The 25,101-nt window shown below is 53.5% G+C and carries 20 protein-coding genes; 5 read left to right on the top strand and 15 right to left on the bottom strand.

Features of this window, described 5'->3' with window-relative positions; genetic code table 11:
- Positions 1–4: 4 nt before the first annotated feature.
- The 10 genes from DW47_RS0106730 to DW47_RS0106685 form a co-directional block, all read right to left on the bottom strand.
- Entirely contained in the window at positions 5–946 is a 942-nt protein-coding gene (locus tag DW47_RS0106730) for an ABC transporter substrate-binding protein (protein WP_029685637.1), read from the bottom strand.
- Positions 943–2,280, bottom strand: a complete 1,338-nt coding sequence (locus DW47_RS0106725) for an LLM class flavin-dependent oxidoreductase (protein ID WP_029685636.1) — start codon at positions 2,278–2,280, stop codon at positions 943–945. The genes DW47_RS0106730 and DW47_RS0106725 overlap by 4 nt, the downstream gene beginning before the upstream one ends.
- A gap of 90 nt (positions 2,281–2,370) precedes the next feature.
- On the bottom strand, positions 2,371–3,408 hold the full coding sequence (locus DW47_RS0106720) for an MsnO8 family LLM class oxidoreductase (protein WP_029685634.1): 1,038 nt from the start codon (positions 3,406–3,408) through the stop codon (positions 2,371–2,373).
- A gap of 172 nt (positions 3,409–3,580) precedes the next feature.
- Entirely contained in the window at positions 3,581–4,135 is a 555-nt protein-coding gene (locus tag DW47_RS0106715) for a YceI family protein (protein ID WP_029685633.1), read from the bottom strand.
- Between the two features lie 111 nt (positions 4,136–4,246).
- On the bottom strand, positions 4,247–5,395 hold the full coding sequence (locus tag DW47_RS0106710; protein WP_051150850.1) for an alkylhydroperoxidase domain protein: 1,149 nt from the start codon (positions 5,393–5,395) through the stop codon (positions 4,247–4,249).
- Positions 5,392–6,417 (bottom strand): putative FMN-dependent luciferase-like monooxygenase, encoded by a 1,026-nt coding sequence (locus tag DW47_RS0106705; protein WP_029685631.1) that lies wholly within the window; start codon positions 6,415–6,417, stop codon positions 5,392–5,394. Before DW47_RS0106705 ends, DW47_RS0106710 begins: the two co-directional genes overlap by 4 nt.
- Positions 6,414–8,042: a dipeptide ABC transporter ATP-binding protein gene (locus DW47_RS0106700; RefSeq protein ID WP_029685630.1), complete on the bottom strand. Its 1,629-nt coding sequence runs from the start codon at positions 8,040–8,042 to the stop codon at positions 6,414–6,416. Before DW47_RS0106700 ends, DW47_RS0106705 begins: the two co-directional genes overlap by 4 nt.
- The gene (locus tag DW47_RS0106695) at positions 8,039–8,893 is read right to left on the bottom strand and encodes an ABC transporter permease (RefSeq protein WP_029685629.1); all 855 of its coding nucleotides are present in this window, start codon (positions 8,891–8,893) and stop codon (positions 8,039–8,041) included. The genes DW47_RS0106700 and DW47_RS0106695 overlap by 4 nt, the downstream gene beginning before the upstream one ends.
- Complete coding sequence (locus DW47_RS0106690) at positions 8,890–9,834, bottom strand: ABC transporter permease (RefSeq protein ID WP_029685628.1); 945 nt, start codon at positions 9,832–9,834, stop codon at positions 8,890–8,892. Before DW47_RS0106690 ends, DW47_RS0106695 begins: the two co-directional genes overlap by 4 nt.
- 14 nt (positions 9,835–9,848) lie before the next feature.
- On the bottom strand, positions 9,849–11,480 hold the full coding sequence (locus tag DW47_RS0106685) for a TIGR04028 family ABC transporter substrate-binding protein (RefSeq protein WP_029685627.1): 1,632 nt from the start codon (positions 11,478–11,480) through the stop codon (positions 9,849–9,851).
- 307 nt (positions 11,481–11,787) lie between these two features.
- Between DW47_RS0106685 and cbl the strand changes: the two genes are divergently transcribed.
- Positions 11,788–12,744 carry an HTH-type transcriptional regulator Cbl gene (cbl, locus tag DW47_RS0106680; protein ID WP_029685626.1) on the top strand — a complete coding sequence of 319 codons (957 nt, stop codon included), beginning with the start codon at positions 11,788–11,790 and terminating at the stop codon, positions 12,742–12,744.
- Positions 12,745–12,774: 30 nt separating this feature from the next.
- Here the strand turns inward: cbl and DW47_RS0106675 are convergent, their stop codons facing one another.
- From DW47_RS0106675 to lpxP, 3 genes are all read right to left on the bottom strand, one after another.
- Positions 12,775–13,761 carry a Gfo/Idh/MocA family protein gene (locus DW47_RS0106675; RefSeq protein WP_029685624.1) on the bottom strand — a complete coding sequence of 329 codons (987 nt, stop codon included), beginning with the start codon at positions 13,759–13,761 and terminating at the stop codon, positions 12,775–12,777.
- Between the two features lie 79 nt (positions 13,762–13,840).
- Positions 13,841–14,764 carry a ribokinase gene (gene rbsK, locus DW47_RS0106670; protein ID WP_051150849.1) on the bottom strand — a complete coding sequence of 308 codons (924 nt, stop codon included), beginning with the start codon at positions 14,762–14,764 and terminating at the stop codon, positions 13,841–13,843.
- A 170-nt stretch (positions 14,765–14,934) separates the two neighbouring features.
- Positions 14,935–15,855, bottom strand: a complete 921-nt coding sequence (lpxP, locus tag DW47_RS0106665; RefSeq protein ID WP_029685622.1) for a kdo(2)-lipid IV(A) palmitoleoyltransferase — start codon at positions 15,853–15,855, stop codon at positions 14,935–14,937.
- Positions 15,856–16,126: 271 nt separating this feature from the next.
- Between lpxP and DW47_RS17340 the strand changes: the two genes are divergently transcribed.
- Together DW47_RS17340 and DW47_RS0106660 are read left to right on the top strand one after the other, a co-directional pair.
- Positions 16,127–16,318, top strand: a complete 192-nt coding sequence (locus DW47_RS17340) for a hypothetical protein (RefSeq protein ID WP_152473142.1) — start codon at positions 16,127–16,129, stop codon at positions 16,316–16,318.
- 24 nt (positions 16,319–16,342) lie between these two features.
- Positions 16,343–17,455: a metallophosphoesterase gene (locus tag DW47_RS0106660; RefSeq protein ID WP_152473141.1), complete on the top strand. Its 1,113-nt coding sequence runs from the start codon at positions 16,343–16,345 to the stop codon at positions 17,453–17,455.
- Here the strand turns inward: DW47_RS0106660 and DW47_RS0106655 are convergent.
- Together DW47_RS0106655 and DW47_RS0106650 are read right to left on the bottom strand one after the other, a co-directional pair.
- The gene (locus DW47_RS0106655; RefSeq protein WP_051150848.1) at positions 17,436–18,401 is read right to left on the bottom strand and encodes an FAD:protein FMN transferase; all 966 of its coding nucleotides are present in this window, start codon (positions 18,399–18,401) and stop codon (positions 17,436–17,438) included. The genes DW47_RS0106660 and DW47_RS0106655 overlap by 20 nt on opposite strands.
- Positions 18,402–18,426: 25 nt before the next feature.
- A complete protein-coding gene (locus DW47_RS0106650; protein WP_029685618.1) occupies positions 18,427–21,216 on the bottom strand; it encodes a flavocytochrome c in 2,790 nt (929 codons plus the stop codon).
- 577 nt (positions 21,217–21,793) lie between these two features.
- Here DW47_RS0106650 and DW47_RS0106645 point away from each other — a divergent pair.
- Together DW47_RS0106645 and fumA are read left to right on the top strand one after the other, a co-directional pair.
- Positions 21,794–23,308 carry an anion permease gene (locus DW47_RS0106645; protein WP_029685617.1) on the top strand — a complete coding sequence of 505 codons (1,515 nt, stop codon included), beginning with the start codon at positions 21,794–21,796 and terminating at the stop codon, positions 23,306–23,308.
- A 115-nt stretch (positions 23,309–23,423) separates the two neighbouring features.
- Positions 23,424–25,070: a class I fumarate hydratase FumA gene (gene fumA, locus DW47_RS0106640; protein ID WP_029685616.1), complete on the top strand. Its 1,647-nt coding sequence runs from the start codon at positions 23,424–23,426 to the stop codon at positions 25,068–25,070.
- Positions 25,071–25,101: the final 31 nt, after the last annotated feature.

Genomic DNA, 25,101 nt, shown 5'->3' with positions numbered 1-25,101 from the left:
CCTCCTAGTCGCCGAGACCTGGCGGGTTGATTTCCGCAGCAGGAATGGCTTCCAGTCCTTCTCCCCAGCGATTAAGCACCTTCTGATAATCGCCGTTAGCAATGACACCATTGAGGGCTGTCTGAATCGCTTTTGTCAGTCCACTGCCTTTTTTCAGGGTCACCGCAATGTGCGCGCTGGCTGGCCAACCACCGTCCACCGATCCGACTAACCTTTCATTGCCGCTTTTCGCTGCTTTCCAAGCGCCCAATACATGAGGTCCAAAATAGGCATCGGCACGGCCTGACTGTAGGGTCAATGTCTCGCTGGCACCGTCTTGGATATAGACTGGGGTAAAGGCCGCCAGTCCATGACTGCGGTTTTGTTTATCCCAGGCCAATAAAATGGCTTCCTGATTGGTACCAGAACTGACAATGATGCGCAGACCGGCGATATCGGCCGGTTTGGTGATCGCCTTAATGCGTGAGTTGTCTTTAACGTAAAACGCCAGCAGATCCTTACGGTAGGTGACAAAATCAAACTTCTTCTTGCGCTCGCGGGTGACGGTAATATTGTTGATCGCCGCATCGTATTTGCCACTGACCACCCCTAACGGCCAGTCATCCCAAGAGGTGGGAACAATACGCAGTTTCAGTCCCAAGCTATCCGCCACCAAACGGGCGATATCCGGCTCACTGCCCAGTAGCGTCTTATTATCGTCACCGACCACACTGAGCGGCGGCTCAGTGGAGCCACTTTCCGCGACGGTAAACTCGCCAGGATGGGCAAAGTGATAACCGGCAGGAATTTCCGCAATCGCCTGTGGATTTCTGGGGGTATGTATCGGCACCGCATTGGCCGCCAAATTGATCTCAGTCTGGTTAATACGTACATCTGCTGCGATTGCTGGCAAGCTGGTCGCCGTAGCCAGCAACAGTGCTAGCGGGCTGAGAATTAATCCTTTCATAACGACTCCTGTGTGGCTTCTACGCGGGTGAAACGGTTATCGGGATGAGCTAATGAAAAAGAGTCACGCAGGGTTTTACCTGGGTAGTCGCGACGAAAAATGCCTCTCGCCTGGAGGATCGGCACCACTTGGTCAACAAAACGTGGGAACACTTCAGGTGTTCCGCCTTGGATAATAAAACCGTCCGCCGCCTGACCTTCGAACCATTGCTGCAACCCGTCCGCGACCTGCTCTGGAGTGCCATGAAACACCGGCCGTGGCGTGGCGGTTTCCAGTGCAACCTGACGCAGAGTTAACTGCCGTTGCCGCGCCTGGGTTTTAATATGATCAGTGGTGCTGCGGAAGCTGTTACCGCCCAGCTCACCAATTTCCGGGAAGGGTTCATCCAGCGGATACTGACTGAAGTCATGGTGATCGAAGAAGCGGCCTAGGTAATTGAGGGCATCCTTTATCGACACCAGCGCTGCGGTCTGTTGATACTGCCGTTCAACATCCTGGTCACTGTCACCGACAATGACAGGTACGCCTTGGAAAATATGTAACTGTTCAGGGTCACGCCCATGCTCTGCCACGGATTGTTTCACCTCGCGATAGAACTGCTGTGCCTCTTCGAAGCTGCTGTGATGGGTAAAAATCGCATCCGCATGTTTGGCAGCCAGCTTTTTACCGTCCTGTGAGGCGCCCGCTTGGAAGACAATCGGCCGCCCCTGAGGCGTTCTGCCGATATTTAACGGCCCAGCCACATGAAAGTATTCGCCGTGATGGTCGAGAGCATGCAGTTTGTTTTTATCGAAGAAGACGCCGCTCTGCTTATCGCGGATAAAGGCATCCTCTTCCCAGGAATCCCATAGCCCTTTCACCACATCCAAATATTCATCGGCAATGCGATAACGCAGGGCATGCTCAGGGTGGCTGTCGCGGGAGTAATTTTTGGCAGAGCCTTCCAGTGGCGAGGTGACGACATTCCACCCCGCACGACCACCACTGAGGTGATCAAGGCTGGCAAACTGCCGCGCCACCGTAAATGGGTCGCTGTAAGAGGTGGACACGGTCGCCACCAGACCAATATGCTGAGTGGCACCGGATAACGCAGATAATAGCGTCAGTGGCTCAAAGCGATTTAAAAAATGCGGAACAGATTTTTCATTAATATAAAGGCCATCAGCAACAAATATAAAATCAAACTTACCCTGCTCTGCTTTTTTCGCTGTTTGTTTGGCGAATTCAATATTAATACTGGCATCGGAGACCACGGCTGGATGACGCCATGCGGACATATTTCCGGAAGCACCGTGTATCATAGTGCCTAATCGTAATTGCTTTATTGCAGACATACTCACCCCTTACTGAATCAGTAAATAAAAAGACAATCGTGGCGTATTTATCGGGTTATTAACGGTGGTAGGTTATTCTACGGCCAGGTATCAGCCTATTGTGAGCGCCGGTTTATTAGCTGCCTCGCAACAGGGGATTTTTTTCTGTTTTTCGTTCGCCAGTAAACGTAGCGTCTCTTGTCTAGCCTGAGGGTCCGTTAGCGGGATATCCAACATAAACTCGTCAATGGCAAACTGCTGATGCAGCGCATCCAGTTCGGCGAGGACCTGTGACGGCGACCCCGCCAGTACTGCGGTGGGTTTGCGATTGATCGCCTGTACCGGCACATCGCTTTGCCGGCGAAACGTCTCCGCTTGGGCTTCACTGCCGACCGTCACATGTTGCCCATTTTCCAAGGTCACTTGCCACAACTGTAGCTGCTGCGCCTGCTTTTCGGCGTGTTTAGCCTCTTCACTGACGATCACCTGCAGGGCAATGATCAGCGGCTGTCGACTGTTCGCCTTCCAGAATTGACTGAATTCACTCAGTAAACCTCGATCACCGTTCAGATGGGCAGCAAACACAAACTGCCAGCCTAGATCCACCGCCAATTGTGCGCTGTCGCGACTGGCCCCCAGCAGATAGGGTTGCGCGACCTGAGTCGGCAGCGGCGTCGCCCGTAGAGGGTCTGCCGTATCCGTCCGCTGACGAGGAGACAAATACTGGTCAAGCAGCGTCAGTTGTTCACTGAAGGTTCCCTGCTTGGCAGGATCCCTGGCCGCCTGCAACGCACGGGTAGATAACGGAAATCCACCCGGCGCTTTGCCAATTCCCAGTTCCACACGCCCCGGGGCGAGTGACGCTAATACATTAAAGTTTTCCGCCACTTTATACGGGCTATAATGCTGTAGCATGACACCACCGGAACCGATTTTTATTTTATGGGTATGTGCCAACGCCCAGGAAATTAATATTTCCGGTGACGGACTGGCCAGCGCCTCAGTATTATGGTGTTCAGCAATCCAGAATCGTTGATAACCCCATTGTTCAGCAGTACGGACCAGTTCCACCATATTTAATAGCGCCTGCTGTGACGTTTCTCCCTCATTCACTGGGCACTTATCCAAAATACCTAACTCATAAGACATGGCAGTAACCTTACCAGGTGATTGTGGGTATTATTTTTAACAAGCCAAACAAAGCCAGGGAAATATCATTTAGTGGCTTAGATAGTTGAATTGAGGATATCTGATAAAAGAATTAGCAAAGTGATTAATGGTCAAGCCGTCGAGGGCTACCTGCGGTCAGTAAGGAGAAAGGTTAGGGTTGTCGGTCGGCATACAACACAATTTCGACGCCGATACGATCACTGACCAGCAGCGGATACTGGCCCATGCCAAAGTCACTGCGAGAGACAGTGGTTTGTGCCGACAGGCGCAGACGCTGTGCCGAGACCGAGGATTGTTGGGCGTAGAGGATCAATGGGCGGCGCTGGTTTTTGATTTGCAAACTGCCAAACACTCGATAACGCCCCTCCCCCAGAGCCACCAATCGGCTACTGCTAAATACTGCGTCCGGATACTGTGCAGCATCAAAGAAAGTTCGGCTTTTCAACGCCAGCGTGAGCAGCCGGTGATGAGCATCCAGCCGGTTAATCGGCATCGCGGCCTGCAAAGTATCGCGGGTATCATCGCTGGGGGAGAAGGTCAGCCTGCCGTTCACGCCGCTGATCCTGGCATGATAAGTCCCGCGCCCGATCATCTGCCAGTTCAAGACAATCGTGCTGAGTTGCGGGTTGATCTGGTAAGGATCAGCCCTGACCGAGCATGACACCATCACGGCTGGCAGTAAGAACAGTGTATAAAACGGACGCATTGCTTTTCCCTCGCAGACCCCTTAGCAAAAGCAGCATAAGGGTTTCGTCCGCGGCGGGAAACTGCTAATCCAAAAAATGGCGCCGGGAGACACCCCGGCTCCCGGCACCAATCAGGCGACCGTGCGTTTTTCGTCGCTACTGGCAGCCTCGGAATGTGGAATAAAAGGCTCTCCCAGAGTCAGCATCAGCCGGTTTGCCCAAGCAAAAAAGGCCGCAGACTGTAGAAGATCAGTGATTTCCAACGTGGTCAGAGACAGTTCCCGTAACCGCTGCAGGTGCGCATGAGTCAGACGAGGTGGTGTCAAGGAGAGTGCCGCCACCGCTTCGATTTCCGCCTGCCAACGCTCAGACTGCCCAGCAGAGAGCGGGTATCCCGGTTGGACCTGTAATAACAAGGCAATCTCTTCCGGCTGCTTTGACAACTGGCTGGCCTTGCGGGCATGGACCGAGGCGCAATAAATGCAGCCATTGACTTTGCTGGCTACGGTCGCCGCCAGTTCGCGCTCAGCGCGGTTCAGCCCTCCCGGTGTATAAAAGATCCCTTTATCGGTGAGAGTGCGCTGTTCCAGTACCGGCTGGTCACGCCCCAAGAGGCGAAAATACTCTGAATTCTGATGACCAAAGCGCACTAACACTTCCTGCTGGGCGGCACTAAAGTCGGCAAACGGTTTAGGGGCGAGCCAGGGCTCCCAACCCAATTCTTTACGGGTAAAAGCTTGAGGCGCTTGCTGACCACTCGCCGTGCGGGGTTGGGTATGCCAGCGCCCGGCATTGACCTCCGGAGGCGTCTCACTTTGCGGCGTGCTGGCGGAAGGTGATTCTGCCAACAGCGAAAAGCCATGCACCAACCGGCTCTGAAAACTGACATAGGCAATCACTTGCGCCAACGTGACGATATCGTCATCGCTCCACCCTGCCTGCTGCAAGGCCTGGATATGGTGCGGTGAAGCCGTCACCGGTTCAAAGGTGAGCCGTTTGGCAAACGCCAGCGCTTCGGTCAATGACGGGGTGGTGATCACCTGCCCAGCCAGCTCACGGTAATGCTGTAACAGATTATCGGCCTGATGCCATTCCGCCACTTGTGCGGCGATGGCCGCACGGGTTGCTATCGGAAAGTGCTCGCTACCAGCAGCGAACAGCGCTTGATAACTGCCCTGGGTATGTTCGGTGGCAGCACTGCGAAACTGACGGCTCTCCGCCAGCTCTGAATCGGCAGGGATTGCTGCCAGAGACTGGATCAGATCATCAACATGGCTCATAAAGACCTCTCAGGCTGAGGGAGTGCTGCGTGACTGCGCAGCTCAGGGGCAATATAACGGGACAGCAGCGTCAGAGAACGCAGCACATCCTGATGGGCAGGCTCAACGGAGTGGACCTGAAATGAAATATCAGTGACTCGGGATAACGAACTGTCACGTTGCAGCGATGCCAGTACCTCTGTCGGATCACCAATATGGGCATCAAACTGTCCGATAAAATCATCCAGTGTCTCACCGCGGAGCTGGTGCCCTGCCTGACGGTAAGCATTTGCTTGAGCAGTCAATCCAGGCAGCGCCACATGACGGGCATATTGCCGGTCATCCGCGACAAATGCAGTCCGTGAGGCGAGAATACGTGGGGCAACACCCGCGGGTAGTGCCTCCAGATACGCATCAATGATCGGGTTTTGGATTGCATCCAGCGGTAAATGTGCGCCACCTTCCGGACGCGGCTGGGTACGGGACAGCATCAGCCCATGCCCGGCTTGACCGGCCAGTCTGGCGCCTTGGGCAGAAAAGGTGGCTATCCAAATTTTGTTGTTCAGCGCGTCGGCAGCCGGATAGAGACGATTTTCCGTCTGTTGCAATGTCTCGCCCTGCCAGGCTTGTTGCAGCACAGACAGGTTGCGGGCGAACGCCTCCCCTCGCTGCGCAAAAGTCAGTCCGAAGGTATCAAACGACGACGGCGTGCCGCCGGACCCCAGCCCCAGTTCCAAACGACCGTCGGTCAGCAGATCGACGACAGCCGCATCCTCCGCCACACGAACGGCATTTTCCATCGGCAGTGTAATGATCGCGGTACCCAGACGGATATGTCGGGTGCGGGCACCCACATGGGCGAGAAACACCAGTGGCGACGGTAAGCCGCCCTCTTTCTCGTGAAAGTGATGCTGTGCCACCCAGGCACTGTCAAAGCCTAGGGCTTCTGCGTGCTGTATCTGTTCAGTTGCCAACCGATAGCGCTCTGCGGCTGACACGTTATCCAGTAAACGGGTGAAAAATCCGAGTCGTTTTTTCGTCATGCGCGGACCTCCTGACGGCGTTGAAATGACGGGATCGCAGCAATCAATTGCTGCGTGTACTCATGCTGCGGATCGGCAAACAGCCGTTCGGTATCGCCCTGCTCTATCTTTTTTCCGCCACGTAATACAGTGACCTGATGGGCAATACGGCGCACCACCTGCAGGTCATGGGTAATAAACAGATAGGTCAACGATAACCGCTGTTGCAGTTCCTGTAATAGGTTGAGGATTTGTGACTGGACAGTCACATCCAGCGCGGAGGTCGCCTCATCCAAGACCAGAATGTCCGGTTGCAGTATCAGCGCTCGGGCAATCGCCACCCGCTGGCGTTGACCACCTGACAACTGTTGCGGACGGCGACCCAATAATGCCGGGTCCAGAGCCACCTGCTGGGCCACTGCCAGCACTTTTTCCCGACGCTGTTCACGGCTCAGCGGCTCAAAATTAAGTAACGGCTCCTCAATGGCCGCGAACAAGGTCTGATGCGGATCCAGGGAGGAGAACGGATTCTGGTAAACAAATTGAATTTTCTGCCGCAAGGTCCGCCACTGTGCCGCGGAATAACCTGCCACCGATTGACCGCTGATCTCAAGGATACCGGCATCGGCACGTTCAAATCCCAATAGGATCCGTGCCAAGGTGGTTTTGCCTGAACCTGACTCTCCGACCAGTGCGTGGGTGGTGCCACGCTCGACCGTCAGGGAAATATTATCCAAAGCCTGCATCTTTTGTTGTCGGTTGAGGACGAACTGCTTAGACACGCCCTGTACGCGGATCACCGGTGCCGCATGGCTCACCGTCGCTTGCAGAGGCGTACTAGGCTGATAATTTTGTGACACATCTTCGAGCAACCTCAGGGTGTAAGGATGTTGAGGCTGATGAAGAACAGTTGCGGTATCCCCTTGCTCCAACAATTTACCGTCGCGAAAAACGGCCAACCGATCCGCATGCTGGGCCGCCAAGGCCAGGTCATGGGTGACAAACAACACGGCAGTGCCATATTCATGACGTAACTCATCGATCAACGTCATGATGTGTTTTTGCACGGTGACATCCAGGGCACTGGTCGGCTCATCCGCAATGATCAGTGCCGGTTTAAGGGCAATGGCTATCGCAATCAGTACCCGTTGTTTCATGCCGCCTGACAGTTGATGAGGGTACTGGTAAAAGCGTTGCTGTGGATAGCTGAGGCCGACCCGTTCCAATAGCGCGGTCACCTGCTGCTGACGTTGCTGGCGGGAGACGCCACGCTGTGCGAGTTTCAGGACTTCACCGATTTGATCGCCGATAGTTTTCAACGGATTGAGTGAGTTACCCGGGTCCTGTGGGATCAAACTGATATGCCTACCCCGTAAACTGTCGAGACGACGGGAGGACCACTGGCTGATCTCCTCCCCCTGAAACAAAATACGTCCCGCCGTACGACGACCATTTTCCGGCAGCAATCCCAATATTGCTTGAGCGGTGGTGGTTTTACCCGAGCCAGATTCGCCAACCACTGCCAGCATCTCTCCGGCCGCTAAACTGAAACTGACCTGATGAACCGTCTCACGCCAGCCGTCGTGATCCTGATAACTGAGGGTCAGGTTATCAGCCTGGAGTACCGGTAAGTGTGAAGTTGTCATCGGCGTTCTCCTGAAAAAGCACGGCTGATACGGTGAGTCGCCAGCACCACGGCAATCACCAGCAGACCCGGAAATACGGTGAGCCACCAGGCGGTAGCCAGATAATTACGTCCTTCAGAAATCAGTAGTCCCCACTCTGGAATGGGAGGTGGGCTGCCAAAACCGAGAAAACTGAGGGTCGACAGCGCGAGGATGGCCTGACCAAACTGCAATGCCGAGAAAGCCAGCAGCGTGGGGAGGGCGTTCGGCAATACATGACGAAAAAACACGGGGAAAAAGCGTCCACCACTGCCAAACGCCGCTTCGATATAATCTTGCTGGCGGATACGCAGAACTTCTGCCCGGGCCAGGCGCGCAAAGTGCGCTACTGAAGCACACCCCACCGCCAGTGCGGCATGTATATTACCAACTCCCAGCAGGATGATAATGCTCAGAGACAGTAACAGCGCCGGTATAGAGAGCAAGACATCGGCCACACGCATGGTTACGCTTTCTGCCACGCCTCCGGCAAAGGCCGCCAGCATTCCGGTCAGCGACCCGAGCACCAGTCCGACCGCTACCGCGGCACTGGCGGCAGATAGCGACCAGCGGGAACCATAAATCATTCGGCTGTAGAGATCTCGGCCCAGTTGATCGGTACCTAACCAGTGCAAGCGATCGGGAGCCGTTAGCTGAGTGCCTGCCACACCGTTATAAGGATCATAATGGGTAAACCACTGTGGAAAGAGCGCCGCGATAACCACCCCAATGATCAGTGTCCAGGCCAACCACAGTCCGAAACGAAATCGTAACGACCTCGTCTTTATTTTAGGAGCACGGGAAGACAAACGCAGAGTATCGGTGAGACTCATCGTACACCTCCGCTGAGAATATTTAGGCGCGGATCCAGTAACGGCGTCACCAAGTCCGCCAGTAAGTTAATCACCACATAGGCTAGCGCAGAGATCATCACCACCGCTTGCAACACATTGACATCCTGCGCATCCACCGCTTGCTGTGTCACCTGCCCCAGGCCGTTCAGGCCGAACACCGTTTCAGTCACTAATGCTCCCGCAATCAACTCCCCGAGCAGTAACCCCGCCACTGTTAGCAGCGGTAGGCTGGCATTACGCAGGACATGGCGGAACAGCACCCGTTTTTGGCTCAGGCCGCGGGCACGGGCGGCTGCCACAAACGGCTGAGTGATCACTTGATCAATACTGCGCATAAAGATCTGCGCCAGCGGGGCGGCGATCGGCAGTGCCAGCGTGATCACTGGCAGGATCATGCCCCCTATCGGGGAGGGATTGATCACCGAAACCCAGTGCAAATGAAAAGAGAAAATCTGGATCAGTACGATCCCCAGCCAGAACACCGGTAGAGAGACTAATAATGACGGCAACGATAACAGCAGATGACGAAGACTTTTCAAACCCGGTAACCAGGCCAAGATCGCTAAACCCGGACCGATGACAAGTGCCAACAGAAAGCCAGGAATAATCAGTTTCAGTGTCTGTGGAAAATTGGTCGACAGGACTTCGGTGACCGGTACGCCCAGTTGTACCGAGTAACCGAGATCCCCGTGTAACACTGCACTCAGTGCAGTAACATATTGCTGCCAAACTGGAACGCCTTCCCCATACACCTTACGCATCTGCGCAATTTGATCGGCACTCAACCCCAGTGACGGGTCGAGAAACTTGATCATAATGGCATCCCCTGGCAACAGTTGTAGCAAAATAAAAGAGAGGGTCCATGCTGCCCACAGCACCAGGATCCCTTGCCCGAGGCGTTTGAGGATATAGCGTCCCATTGGTCTTCCTCCTATCAGTGCTTTTCGAGCCAGGCGTCATAAAAAGAAGGACGCCCTACCGCTTCAAAACTGATCCCCTTCAACCACGGCGCACCGGCATAGACCTGCGGCTCTTCAAAGATAGGGATCACGTAGGCCTGTTGCAGCAAATAACGTTGTGCATCGCCGGTCAGTTTTAGGCGTTTCGTGTTATCCGTTTCGATGGAAATTTGATACAACAGAGTGTTGAGCTTATCGTCACGGAACGATTTCACTTTACTGCTCAGCCCGCCTTTCTGCAGTAGGGCATCACGGTTAGCCGGATAGAACATACTCTTAACCACATCCGGATCAGCACGGCCCACTTCAGAGACCATTAGCGGCGCTTTTACGGGGTCAAGGCGGTTTAGGGCTGCGGTCCCAGAATCTGCTGGACGTACATTAAGAATGACACCAATGGCTCGCCATTGACGGGCGATCAGTTGCAGTACCTCTTTATTCTGAGGTTGTGGCGGCGAAATATAGACGCTCAGTGATAACGGAATACCTTGTTTCTGACGAATACCATCACTGCCGGTCTTCCAGCCGGCTTCATCCAGCAATTTTTCTGCCTGTTTCGGGTCATACTGCAACAGCCCCTGTAGGGGGATGTAACCCAATGCGGTAGCCGCCAATACTGATGTCGCTGCCGGATAATTGGCAGAGAACAGGGTGTCGACAATCTGCTGACGGTTGGTAGCCAGCGATAAGGCTTTGCGAACCCGAATATCAGCAACAATCGGGTTATCAGGACGGAAACTGAGGCTGTCATTCACGCCCCGAGTCGCTTCGGCATACACCGTGAAATGCTGTGCTTCGACACGCTTTTCATCATAGGCCTGCACTTGGCGAATAAAGTCAGCTTGCCCCGCTAATAGTGCCCCGATACGGACACCATCTTCAGGTGTCACCAGAACTTTAACCCCTTGCAGGTAGGCGGGTCCCTGATGGCTTTCTCCGACCGGTCCCCAGTGATAATCCTTCCTAGCGACTAAATCGACTTCATGACCAAGGGTTTCCCCGCTGACCACAAAAGGTCCAGAACCGATAATATTGCGGGCATTCCCCCACTGTTCGAAGTCTTTATTCAGCGTCGATAATGAGACCAGCCCAGATCCTATGGTTGAGGTACCCTGTAAAAATCCGGGGGCCGGTTTTTTGAAATAAAACTTCACTGTTAGCGGATCAATCACTTCACTGTGGTCATAATTATTAATCACTTCGGATACCGGCAGGTGTTTGTCTTTATTTCCTAACCCGTAAGTATCAAAGTTTTTTGCCACCGCCGACGCATCCAATGGCGTACCATCGGAAAAAGTCACACCGGGGCGCAACTTAAACGTCCATTCAGTTTTTTCCGGATTGCTGGTCCAGCTTTGGGCAATCCAAGGTTCAATCTTCAGGGTTTTCGGGTTCTGCCACGTCAGCTTATCCGTGATCTGATTGAGGATCCCGCCATTAGGGTAGAAGCCTCCCGCGGGAGGATACAGGTTAGTGTGTGCTTGCTGCTCTAAATAGATCAGTGTGCCGCCGTGAACCGGCTGCTGTGCAGCCCATACGGGTATTGATGCCAACATGCCTGCCACCAGCAGCGAGAGTTTAAACCGCCCTACATTCACCCCTTTCATGCATCGCCTCTTAATTATTATTCATCACATTGTGATGCCATAATAGGGCTGCGGTTTTTACGAGTTAAAATAACAAAACTGCAATATCTTTCCTGGAAAAAAACTAACTGTCAGAGATACTGATTATTCTATCTTTTTTTAGTCCACAGCAGGGAGTGCCCCGATTCTAGGGCATAAAACTCTGTAAGACGTTAATCATAAGCGTTATATATCATTCCGTAATATCAGGGATCTTTTAATTATTTACTCAATTGTCCTTTTTTTCTTATTTTAGCAGGATATCTTCTGTGCAATATAAGTGAATACTATGAACTTCCAGCAACTAAGAATTATCAGAGAGGCTGCCAGGAGCCAGTTCAATCTGACTGAAGTGGCGAAAAAACTCTACACCTCTCAGTCCGGGATCAGCCGCCATATCCGCGAGCTGGAGGAGGAGCTGGGAGTCGAACTGTTTATTCGTCATGGTAAAAGGATGCTGGGACTGACCGGTCCGGGTAAAGAGATGCTGGCGATTGCCCGCCGGATCCTCGATGACGCCGGTAAAGCCAAGCGCTTAGGTGAACTGTTTACCAGTCAACAAGACGGTATTCTGACGATTGCCACTACGCATACTCAGGCCCGCTATACCCTGCCTGCCATTATTAAAGTGTTCCGCGAACATTATCCCAATATCCGGCTAGTACTCAATCAGGGTACCCCTGATGAGATCCGCAATATGGTCAGCAGTGGCAGTGCGGATTTAGGTATCGCCTCAGAAGTGCTGTCGCAAAGTGACACCCTGCGGGCGGTACCGTGGTTTAAATGGAATCACAAAGTGCTGGTACCGGTTGATCATCCGCTGGCCGATTTACAGGACATCACCCTGGAACATCTGGCCGCTTGGCCGTTGATCACTTACCGTAGCGGTATGACCGGACGTTCAGCCATCGACCAAGCGTTTGAGAGTGCCGGTTTACAGGCCGATATCGTGCTCAGTGCGCAGGATTCTGATGTGGTCAAAACCTACGTACGGCTAGGGATGGGCATTGGTATCGTCGCCGAAACGGCCGTGATTGCTGACGATAATGAAGTGGTGGCGCTGGACGTGAGTCATCTGTTCTCCGCCAACACGGTCTGGTTGGCGGTAAAACGCGGGCAATTACAGCGAGAATATCTGTGGCAGTTTATGATGCTGTGCAACCCGAATCTGTCGGTTGAAGAACTGAAAGCGACGGTACGGGACAGTGGCAGCCACAGTGATGTGTTGTATGATTTTGAAATCTAACCTCTGCTGCTGAACAAGCAGAGGCCACACTTATTCTGCCGTAGGATCAGAGGGGAAATGGACCCCGGTCTGACGGCGGATTTCAGTCAGTAAGCGAGCGGTGATCAGGCTGACCTCAAGGCCCGGATGCTCGATCTGCCGCTGCTGTATTCGCTCAGCAAAAACCTCGACTTCCGCCCGTAACGGGTGCTGCGGCTGCGATACACTCAGATCACATTCATTGCCGCCGCGTGGGTACCAGCGAACCCGACCACAATCCGACAGTTTATCAATCACCAGTGAACCTGCCTCGCCCTGAATTTCGCTGGGCAACACGGAATCACTGACCTTGGAATGCTGAATTGTGACATCAAAATCACCGTAGTCGAGCAGCACTGTACCGTGCGCATCTACCCCGCTGTCTAACAGGCTGGCTACCGCTTTCACAGAATGTGGTTGGCCCCATAACGCCACAGCGGTGGCCAGCGGATAAAAACCAATGTCCATCACTGAGCCATTCGAGAAAGCGGGATTAAAGGTATTTGGGTTTTCGCCATCCAAGTAACGCTGATAGCGGGAGGAGTATTGGCAATAATGCAGAAAGGCTTTGCGTAACCGGCCAGTGCGGCTCAGGGCGTCACGCAATACCGCAAAGTTAGGCAGGGTCGGGGTTTTAAACGCTTCGGATAAGACCACCTGATGCTGACGGGCGCAAGCCACCATCTTCTCCGCCTGAACGGCGTCAGACGCCAGCGGTTTTTCACAGATCACATGTTTACCGTGGCGCATAAACAGGCAGCTTTGTTCACAGTGCAGTGAGTTCGGGCTGGCGATATACACCACATCCAGCACATCGCTCGCGGCCATCGCCGTCAGATCGGTGAACAGTTGCGGCTGTCCGTATTTTTCCGCAAACGCCTGTGCCTGTGCCAACTGGCGGGAATAGACCGCACTGAGCTGATAACGCCCGCTCTCTAAGGCGGCGCTGACAAAACTGTCGGTGATCCAATGGGTGCCGACCACGGCTAAACGTAACATGTTGCTCTCCCGCAATGCAGATGATTAGCCTTTTAGCATAGCGGTACCGGGCGTTAAAGTCCGCGTCACTAGGCTGGGTTTATTCTGATTCTGTGAGGCGCTGCAAGGCTTCGTTGTAATCTGGCATGGATGCCGCCCCCATCCGTTCGACCGCCAACGATGCATAGGCTGCGGCAAAGGTGGCGGCTCGAGAGAGCGTCTCACCTCGGGCTAAAGCCGCCACCAGCGCCCCATTAAAGGCATCCCCAGCCCCGGTCGTATCCACGACCTGAGCCGTAAAAGCAGGTAGGATCTGAACCTGTTCGCCGTCGTAGAGGACAGCCCCTTGGGCACCTAGGGTAATAATCACCTGGGGAACCCCCAAAGCTGCGATTTTGCGAGCAGCCGCTGCTGCGCTGTCTGTATCGGTAATGGTGACACCCGCCAGTTGTGAGGCTTCAGACTGATTCGGCGTCAGGATATCTACCTTCGGCAGCCACTCGCTGATCGCTGGCGAATACGGCGCTGGGTTAAGCACCACTGTCAGCCCAGCCTGCTTGGCGAGCATGATGGCGTGGAGCAGTGCATCCAGATTGTTTTCCAGTTGAAGCAGCAAAATGTCGGCGCTATTCAATACCGGTAGCAGAGCATCGATCTCTTCACGGGTCAGTGTATTGTTGGCACCAGGGAACACCGCCACGGTATTTTCACCTGTCGACTCCGCCACATAAATCACCGCATTGCCGGTAGGCTGATCCGCTGACTGTAGAAGGGACAGCGAATGGATCGGCGAAGCCTGCAGATGTCTGCGGGCAAAGTCACTGTAGGTATCGGTCCCCAATTTGGTGACAAAATGTACCTCCGCTCCGGCACAAGCCGCTGCCAGCGCCTGATTAGCCCCCTTTCCTCCCGCGCCAAATGAACTGCCGGTGGCGATCAATGACTCACCGGGAGCCGGAAAACGGGAAACACGGGCCACAACATCGAGGTTAAACGATCCTACTACACAGACTTTGCCGGTCATATTGCCCCCTGAACACCCTGTTGTACTCAACCGGTCACACTCCGGCCACTTGTCGCCAATGACAGTAGCATGTTCCGGGTGCAACCGGTATGCAGGGAAACGGATCTTCAGGACAAAAAAAACCGGCTGTATCAGCCGGCTTTAGTGGGGATCAGTACACAGGAACGCGATTAGGTATACAACGGTGCCTCACCCATCGGACGGGTTTTAAAGCGGCGATGTACCCACATATACTGCTCTGGTGCGCGCATGATCTCTTTTTCGATCACCTGATTCATATATTCCGCGGCCTGAATTTCGCTGGCCGGGAAGTCCTGTAACGGCGCTTCGATATGTAGCTGGTACCCTGTACCGTCCGCTTTGCGCACCAGAGTGATGGTCAACAGAGCGGCGCGGGACAAACGGGATAACACATAGGTACCGTTAGTGGTGGCCACATTTTTGACGCCAAAAAAGGGCACAAACGAGCTGCCTTTGCTACCGTAATCCTGATCGGGGGCAAACCACACCGCTTCTCCCTGTTTCAACTGGCCGACCATGCCGCGTAAGTCACGGCGATCGATCATCGCTTTATTGGAACGCAGACGGCCTCGAGTCTGTAGCCACTCCATCAACGGGTTATTGTGCGGACGATAGGTGGCCATCATTGGCTGGCAAATGCCCATCACGCGGCCACCGAGTTCCAGAGACATAAAGTGAACCCCGACACACATCACACCGCGTTTGCCGGCCTGAGCATGTTGCAGATTTTCCAGTCCAGACACATCAAACCATTTGCGAATACGTTTGTCAGACCAAAACCAGGCCATACCGGTTTCCAGTAAGCCAAGCCCCAGGGACTCAAAATTTTGCCGGACGAGTTTATCCTGTTCCGCCTGACACATCTGCGGAAAGCAAAGACGGATATTTTGCTGAGCGATCGATTTGCGTCGCTTAAGAAAAGGTTGTGACCAGGTACCGAGACGTTTACCCAGTGCCAGTAATAGGGGATAAGGGAGCATGACGATACAGCGTAGAATGCCGATGCCCAGCCATAAGGAGAGATACTTAGGATTCAGAAAGCTAAGTTGGAATCCATTATTTTTTTTCATGCGAATGCCACCAGTGTTAAACAGACATTTCGTTACGACTACTCCTTCAGACAGTGATCCAGCACAATAATTCAGGCTAGTTAGTGTAACAATTTACGTCTGTATACTTTATTTACCTGATCAGGATAAAGGTTCTTTCTCGCCGGTGATATAGGAAATATCACCACTTACAAATTATAATTTTTAAGGTAAAAAAATCGTGAGCCGTGAGTGACTTGCACAAACCCGATTTTGCGTCTAGTAGCAGATGACGGGGGATGCTGTCACAGTCGTGAGCAACAGAACTACCGGCTTACGGCAGCCAGCCTCCACTTACCAACGACTACAACTTGCCGACGACACCTCATCTCTGGCTGGGCGTTTTGGAGAGATGCCGGGCGAGACAGCAGCGATTGCCATGTCACTATGGCGGTGTGCGGCCTGTTCACAGATGACGAATCTCAATGCGCTGCTAAAGTTATAAGATTGAATTAATAAAGGAGTCGCCGTGTTACCGTTTATCTCTCCGATAATGGCGCTGGTGATTGGCTGGCGCTTTATTTTCTGCCTGCCCTTACCGGTCTCACTCAGAATTGTGCTGTTTGTGATTACCCTGCTGGTGTCGGAATGTCATCTGATCTACCGGCTGGTGTTCAACCATATGTTTTCGCCCGAGTTTCCTCGGCCCATTATGGTGCTGTTCAACGTGCTTTTTGGCGCGGAAATTCTGTTTACCCTATTACTGATCTTACACGGCATTATTGGCGGCATCGCTTACCTGATAGGCCATCCACTACGGGGAGATATCACCACTAATTCGCTACTGTTGCTGGTTTCTGTAGGCGTATCAGGGTACGCCGTCTGGCAGGCGATTAAAGTACCCGAAGTCAGGAGTGTGCGCGTTAAAATGCAGAAACTGCCAGCAGCCTTTGAGGGCTATCGGCTGGTGCAACTGACCGATTTACATGCCAGTACCTTGCTGCGTGGCGATCGGATGGCGGCCATTGTCCGTGATACCAATGCCCTGCATCCCGATCTGATCTTGGTCACTGGTGATATCGCTGACGGTGAAGTGGCAGATCGTAAGCAAGATGTGGCGCCACTGAAAAAGTTAATGGCGGCAGATGGTGTCTATGCCATTCCCGGAAACCATGAATATTACGCCGATTTCGCTGGCTGGATGAAAGAAGCAGAGTCGTTAGGATTACATGAGCTGATGAATCAGTCGGTGCGCATTTACCGTGATCAGCAAAGTATCGTGGTGGCCGGTGTGACGGATGAAGCTGCCCTGCGCTTTTCTCAGCCAGGGCCGTCGCTGGATGAGGCCTTACAGGGCGTCACCACCGACGATACGGTGATCCTAATGGACCATCGCCCCGTGAATGCCCGTGACAATGCAGCCCGCGGGGTGGACCTGCAACTGTCCGGCCATACCCACGGCGGGATGGTGCCGGGACTGGATAAAATCGTTAAACGGGCCAATCAAGGGTTCTATTCCGGTGAGTACCGGTTGGGAAGAATGCTGCTGTATGTCAGTAACGGCACAGGACTGTGGAACGGTTTTGCCCTACGTCTCGGGTATCTGGGAGAAATTACCCTATTCACCCTTGAGCGGGAGTGATCCCCTCCGGCCACGGTAGCCGCTGTAAACTGAAGCGGCGCTGTGCCGGTACCACCACCTGCCGATCGCGGGTGACAAAGATAGCGTCAATATCAGGACGGGTTGTCAGCCACAGGCAACCCCGTTCCAGCCCCATGCCATACAACTGAGTACTGAGGATTTCGCCATCGATGGATAATGGCGAAATCACGGTAACACTTAACAGGTCATTATCCAGCGGGTAGCCGCTGCGTGGGTCAAGGATGTGGTGATAGTGCTTTCCCTGGGCCACAAAATAGCGTTCATAGACACCCGAGGTAACCACCGAACTGTTGTCAGTCGTAATCACCCCCAGTAGTTGATCGCTGCGGCCAAAGGGCCGCTGTAACCCCACTTTCCAGCCACTTTCTCCGGCGGGTGTCATCACCCGAATATTACCGCCCAGGTTTATCATCGCGCGAGTGACAGACTGCGAGGCCAAATAGTCACAAATTAGGTCCGCCATATATCCTTTGGCGATGGCCCCAGCATCCACGGACATGCCAGCACGGGTCAGAAACACAGAGCAATCGGCAGCATTTAAGACTATTGCTCGTGGGTCGGTCAGGGGTAACAGTGCCGCTAGAGCCTCCGCCTGCGGTACACGGTCGCCGCTGAAACCAATTTTCCAGCAGCGTACTAGCGGACCGATGGCGAGATTAAAGCAACCGCCTTCTAGGCTGGCACGGTGCGCCCGGGCGATCAGCGTGAACACCGGCGCAGATACCCTGACGGGATGCTTACCTGCCGCCTGATTCACCGACATCAGTTGTGACTGTGGTCGGTTGACGGTCAGCAGATCTTCCATGTATTTGATGCGTCGGAACACCTCGGTCGCCAGTTCAGGACGGTGCTCTGACAGGTGCAACTCAATGCGAGTGCCCATCATCACTGCCGAATAACACACTTTATCGCTGTGCGGTGACATCACACCTCCTGATCTGATCGACAACTTAGGCCTGTTGTTTGGCGTGGCGGGCAGCATTCTCACCGGCAATACGGCCAAAGATCACAATATCGGCCACCGCATTACCGCCGATGCGGTTACCGCCATGAATGCCCCCAACCACTTCTCCCGCGGCAAAGACTCCCGCTAATGGCTGTTTATCCTTGTCCAATACTTCGGTGGCAGTATTGATGGTGACGCCTCCCATGGTGTGGTGAACGCCCGGCGCGATGCGGATCGCATAGAATGGCCCCTGATCCAGCGGCTGACGTAATGCGGTAGTACGGCCAAACGGGTCCGGCTGCTGCTGTGTCACCACCTGGTTAAACGTCTCAAGGGTCTGTTGCAGAGTGGTGGCCGGTATCTCCAGCTTGGCGGCCAACTGTTGTACGCTGTCACCACTGACCACAAAGCCGCGAGAGAGATAGGTTTCAATGGCTTTATTGTGCTCGCGAACCTGCTGATCAAACAAAATCCACGCGGATTTCTCTGGCAAGGCAATGATCTGCGCCGAAACTTTATCGCGGGTCTCCATTTCATTGATAAAACGCTCACCCTGCTGGCTGACCAGAATCGCCCCACCGCCCCGTACCGATTCTGAAATCAGGTAGGACGTGGTTTGCTCCACGGTCGGGTGGATTTGGATTTCCCCCATATCCACGGTACCGGCCCCGATGGCTTCCAGTAACGCAATGCCACTACCGGTGGCACCGGCGTGGTTAGTGGTAACAAAGCCCGCCAGATCAGGACGATAACTGACTACCATTTGCGGGTTGGCACTGAATCCGCCAGTAGCCACAATCACGCTATGACAGTGGATAGACTGGCTTTCTTGTAATTCATTAGTAAGTTCCACGCCGGTCACGTTACCCTGCTGGTAGCAGATACGGCTGACACGGGTGTCGGTGATAATGTCAATCTCTGGGCGCTGATGGACGTTTTTCAATAAACCGCTCACCAGGTAGCCACCTACCGCGGAAGCATCCGCCGGACGGTGGGTACGGTCAATACTCATACCGCCGGTGATAGTGATATCGCTGAGCACAATGCCACGCTCCGCCAACCAGTCCACGGCCAGTGGGGCTTGGTTGATAAACTCACGCAGCAAGATAGGATTATTTTTCCCCTGTCCCCCTTTTAGGGTCTCCTGATAGAAGCGTTCTTTGCTGTCGCTAATCCCTTTCAGCGCCTGAAAACGGGTCTCTGCCGCATTCATCCCCACCGAGGCTTTGAGCGTGTTACCGCCGGGCACCGACATTTTTTCGACAATCAACACACTGGCACCCTGTTCACTGGCTTGGATGGCGGCGGTCAGCCCGGCTCCGCCACAGCCCACCACCACCACATCGTAGTGTGGGGCCGCAGCACTGTCAGCGCCTTCCTGCTGTTGGCGCTGTCTGGCCGATGCCATCAGCACTTTGGCTACCCCTTTTTTCACCGCTTCACTCTGGGTCGTCGCCCCGGTGACGGCATCGACATAAGGGCTGTTGGCTTCCAGTATCCGGTCGCGCAGGACGTTAAAGTGGGTGGTAAATTCGATATCCGCCGGTTGTGCCGTCTCCATCTGTAGATCGGTAATGCGATCTTCTGCCAAAGTGACCGTTAGACAGCACTCGCCGTATTCGTCCTGAATCGTTTCAGAATAGAGGCCAGCGGCAAACTTCCCGCCTGACAAGCGGCTGTCTCGTATCATCGCCGCCACCTGCGGGAACAGCCATAACGGCTCAGGAATCAACAGCGCTTCCCGACGGGTGCTGTCGATGGCTAGTGACAGGGTATTGCCGTCAAGGATCTGCCGCGCCCAGTCAGAATAGGCGATACTGCCTTTGCCTACCGCCACCAGATCATAGCCGTGATCAAAGGCCGTGCCAGCGTCAGCGGCGCTGAGCACACTGCCCACGCCAATCACCGGAACCTTGGCCAGTGTCGTGGAACGGCCACGCATAAATTTATCGATCAGCGGTTCACTGTCAGCCGTATCCACCAGCGAACTGCGTAGGGTATGGTTCATCGAGAAATGGACATAATCCACCCCTTTGGCGGCCAGTTTATCCAGCAAAAACAGGGTGTCATCAAAGCGGATACCCGGTTGTTCGGTCTCTTCTGGGGAGAAACGATAACCGATAATAAACCCCGGTGCGGCATACTGCTGTGCCTTGCGGCGAGTGATATCCAGCACTGCCAGTGGGAAACGGGTACGTTTTTCTCGATCACCGCCCCACTCATCCTCGCGGCGGTTGGCATGGGGAGAGAAGAATTGCTGGATCAGGTAAGTGTTCGCCCCGTGGATCTCCACGCCGTCAAATCCGGCTCGGATCGCTCGGTGCACCGCTTGGCCGAATTTCTCTACCATATCGTACACTTCCTGGTTTTCCAGGGCGCGTGGCGTCACTGCACCTTCACGGGGGATGGCAATGGCACTGGGTGCCACCGGCTGACGACCGCCAATCAGCAACGGTTCACTCATGCGACCGCCATGGTATATCTGTAAAATCGCTTTAGCGCCCTGTCCTTTCACTGCGTCGGCAATTTTGGTCAGCCCCTCCACTTTATAATCACTGTCAATGCCGATAGCACCGGGAAACGCCGGACCGTTATCTTCAACAAACGCACATTCAACAATCACTGCAGCAGCATCCTTGGCGCGCTGGCGGTAGTATTCCACCAACTCGATGGTCACACTGCCATCGTAAAAGCCGGAACAGGTGGTCATTGGGGCCATCACTAAACGATTTTTAAGTGTAGTGCCACAGGCGAGGGGTAATGGCGTTAATAGTTGGGGATGAAGATGGGTCATTATCGGCTCCGGACGCTTTAATACAGAGTAATTTAAAGATTTTCCGGAGCAGAATTATTAATTCCCTTCCCCGGAACCCCTATTCAAGCATATCGCTAACGCTGAACTTATGATTTAAATTAATTAAATCTCTATTAATCGCTGAAAAGCGAAAAATCATTCGCAGCATTTTCCTGCATAGTCTGTTGCGTGACGGCATCTCCTGCTGTGCATAACAGCACTTACAATAATAAAAGCTGTTTAAAATCAATAAAACTACAGATTATTTCACTAAGTTGCCGAGATATTTTGGCAGGCGAAAATCAAGTTATAAAGCAGGTATCTGATCTCTAAAAGAATTGCAAAAAAATAATTTTAAAATTAAACAAATATTATATTTCATTGATCCGAATCAACCGAAAAAAAAAGATAAATCAGATCATATAAACAGTTTACCCCTCAGAAAGATGTTGTACCATGTCTGACATAATAATCTTTCTGCGATCCTGCCGCGATGGTGATAATCGCGCCATCGGCAGCGGAAATCATATTATTTGTCTGCCGTCTCGTGAATGTTTAACTCTTATAGAAAGTGACTATGAACGTGAAACCTATTGCCACCCCAGCGGGAGCGGGTGCTCCCCCCGCCCCAGCTAAAAAGAAACGTTTGATACTATTACTGTTGCCTATTGTGGTGACGCTGCTGCTGTTATTGGTGCCAGTGCCCGATGGGCTGCCTCCTTACGCTTGGCACTTCTTCGCCGTGTTTGTCGGGGTGATTATTGGCCTGATTTTCGAGCCATTGCCGGGAGCGGTTATCGGCCTGACTGGAGTAGTAGTGATCGCCCTGTGCAGTCACTGGCTACTGTTCAGCCCGGAACAACAAGCCGCACCTGGATTTAAACTGGCAGGACAGTCTTTTAAATGGGCGGTCAGTGGTTTTGGTAACTCGACGGTCTGGCTGATCTTCGGGGCTTTTATGTTCGCTGCCGGCTACGACAAAACTCAGTTAGGCCGCCGCCTAGCACTGATCTTGGTGAAATACCTTGGCCGCCGCAGTCTGACGCTGGGTTATGCCATTACCTTTGCTGACTTACTACTGGCTCCGTTCACACCCTCTAATACCGCACGCAGCGGCGGGACTATCTATCCGATTATCGCTAACCTCCCTCCGCTGTATGACTCCAAACCTAATGATCCCAGCGCCCGGCGCATCGGTTCTTACCTGATGTGGGTGGCGATCAGTGCCGCTTGTATCACCAGTTCGATGTTTCTGTCGGCATTAGCCCCTAATCTGCTGGCCCTGGCCTTAGTCAAAAGTATTACCGGTATCACCATCTCTTGGGGTAACTGGTTTATCGCCTTCCTGCCGCTAGGGGTGATCCTGATCCTAGCGATGCCGTTACTGGCCTACCTGTTCTACCCGCCGGAAGTGAAACTGAATGATGAAGTTCCGCGCTGGGCCACTCGTGAACTGGAAAAACTGGGCAAGCTGTCACGTAACGAAATTCTGTTACTGCTCCTTGTCTGCTGCGCTCTAGTAATGTGGATTTTCGCTGCAAGCTGGATCGAACCAGCCCTGGCTGCCCTGCTGGTGATCACCCTAATGCTGTGGACCGGCGTGCTCAACTGGAGCGACATTACCGGCAATAAAGCGGCATGGAACACCTTTGCCTGGTTTGCCACCCTGGTGGCACTGGCTGACGGCCTCTCTTCCACCGGCTTTATCAGCTGGCTGGGCAACGCAGGCGGTTCGCTGATGACCGGTATCTCTCCGAGTGTGGCCTTGCTGCTGCTGGTGGTTGCCTTCTATCTGCTGCACTACCTGTTTGCCAGTTCGACGGCGCATACCACTGCCCTATTACCGGCGATGCTGACCATTGCCGCGACGATCCCGGGGATGAACATGCAGGTATTTTGTCTGATGACTGTGACCTCCCTCGGGATTATGGGCATTATTACGCCTTACGGTACTGGCCCTAGCCCGATATACTATGGGAGTGGCTATCTGCCGACCGGTGACTACTGGCGTCTAGGCACTATTTTCGGTGCCATCTTCCTCGCCTTATTACTGGTAGTCGGTTATCCGTGGATGATGATGATCTTCGGCTGATAGTACCTCAGGGTTGTATTGTTAACTTATCAGTTCCCTGTGCCACCCTCCGGCACAGGGTTCACTCAATAACCATCAGTGGCGGCAGCGTCTGTGACTGATTAAGTGAGAAAACATGTCTGATACCCCTTTCCATTACCAGGACCCTTTTCCGCTCAGCGAAGACGAGACCGAATACTATCTGCTGAGCAGTGACCATGTCTCGGTGGCCCAGTTTGACGGCCAGGAGGTGCTCAAAGTCGCCCCTGAAGCCTTAACTTTGATAGCCCAGCAAGCTTTTCATGATACCTCCTTTTTGCTCCGCACCGCCCATCAGCAACAAGTGGCCGCCATTCTGGATGACCCGGAAGCCAGCCAGAATGACCGCTACGTTGCACTGCAGTTTTTGAGAAACTCAGAGATTGCCTCCAAAGGGGTACTGCCCACCTGCCAGGATACCGGTACGGCGATTATTGTTGGCAAGAAAGGCCAGAGAGTCTGGACCGGCGGGGGCGATGAAGAACATCTAAGCCGGGGTATTTACAACACGTTCCAGCAGGATAACCTGCGCTATTCACAGAATGCGCCCTTAGATATGTACCGCGAAGTGAATACGGGGACGAACCTGCCCGCACAGATCGACCTCTACGCGGTAGATGGCGAAGAATATAAATTTCTGTGTGTTGCCAAAGGGGGCGGTTCTGCCAATAAAACCTACCTCTACCAAGAAACCAAAGCGCTGCTCAGCCCTGGCAGGCTGAAAAACTATCTGGTTGAGAAGATGCGTACCCTTGGCACCGCTGCCTGCCCGCCCTACCATATCGCCTTTGTCATCGGCGGGACGTCTGCGGAAAGTAACCTGAAAACCGTAAAACTGGCTTCGACCCACTACTATGACGGCCTACCCACCGAAGGAAACCAGTATGGCCAGGCGTTCCGTGATATCGAACTGGAACAGGAACTGCTGAAAGAAGCTCAGAATATTGGGCTGGGTGCGCAGTTTGGCGGGAAGTATTTTGCCCACGATGTACGGGTGATCCGTCTGCCGCGCCACGGCGCTTCCTGCCCGATTGGTATGGGAGTCTCTTGCTCAGCCGACCGTAATATCAAGGCGAAAATTAACCGCCAAGGGCTGTGGATCGAAAAAATGGAACAGCATCCGGCGCGGCTGATCCCTGAATCGTTACGCAGTGAAGGCGAAAGCGAAGTGGTCAGCGTAGACCTGAACCAACCCATGAAAGACATCCTGGCCCAACTCAGTCAGTATCCTGTATCTACCCGCTTATCGCTGAATGGCACCATTATCGTCGCCCGAGATATTGCCCACGCCAAACTGAAAGAGCGTCTGGATAACGGCGAAGACTTACCCCAGTACGTTAAGGATCATCCGATTTATTACGCTGGTCCGGCTAAAACACCTACCGGTTATGCCTCTGGTTCACTGGGGCCGACCACCGCTGGACGTATGGATTCCTATGTGGATCAGCTACAGGCTAACGGTGGCAGTATGATCATGCTGGCTAAAGGTAACCGCAGCCAACAGGTCACCGATGCCTGTAAGAAGCACGGAGGGTTCTATCTCGGCAGTATTGGAGGCCCTGCCGCTGTACTGGCGCAGCAGAGTGTCCGCAGCCTAGAATGCGTTGAGTATCCGGAACTGGGCATGGAAGCTATCTGGAAAATCGAAGTGGAAGATTTTCCTGCCTTCATTCTGGTGGATGATAAAGGGAACGATTTCTTCACGCAGATCCTGCAAAATCAGTGCACCGGCTGTTCAAAATAACCGCCATACTTTCGGGTCGGCAGCCCTGTCG

This window comes from Tatumella saanichensis, from assembly GCF_000439375.1.
Lineage (GTDB): Bacteria > Pseudomonadota > Gammaproteobacteria > Enterobacterales > Enterobacteriaceae > Tatumella > Tatumella saanichensis.
The sequence above is the reverse complement of the archived record's forward strand: the minus strand, read 5'-3'. Positions and strand labels throughout refer to the sequence as shown.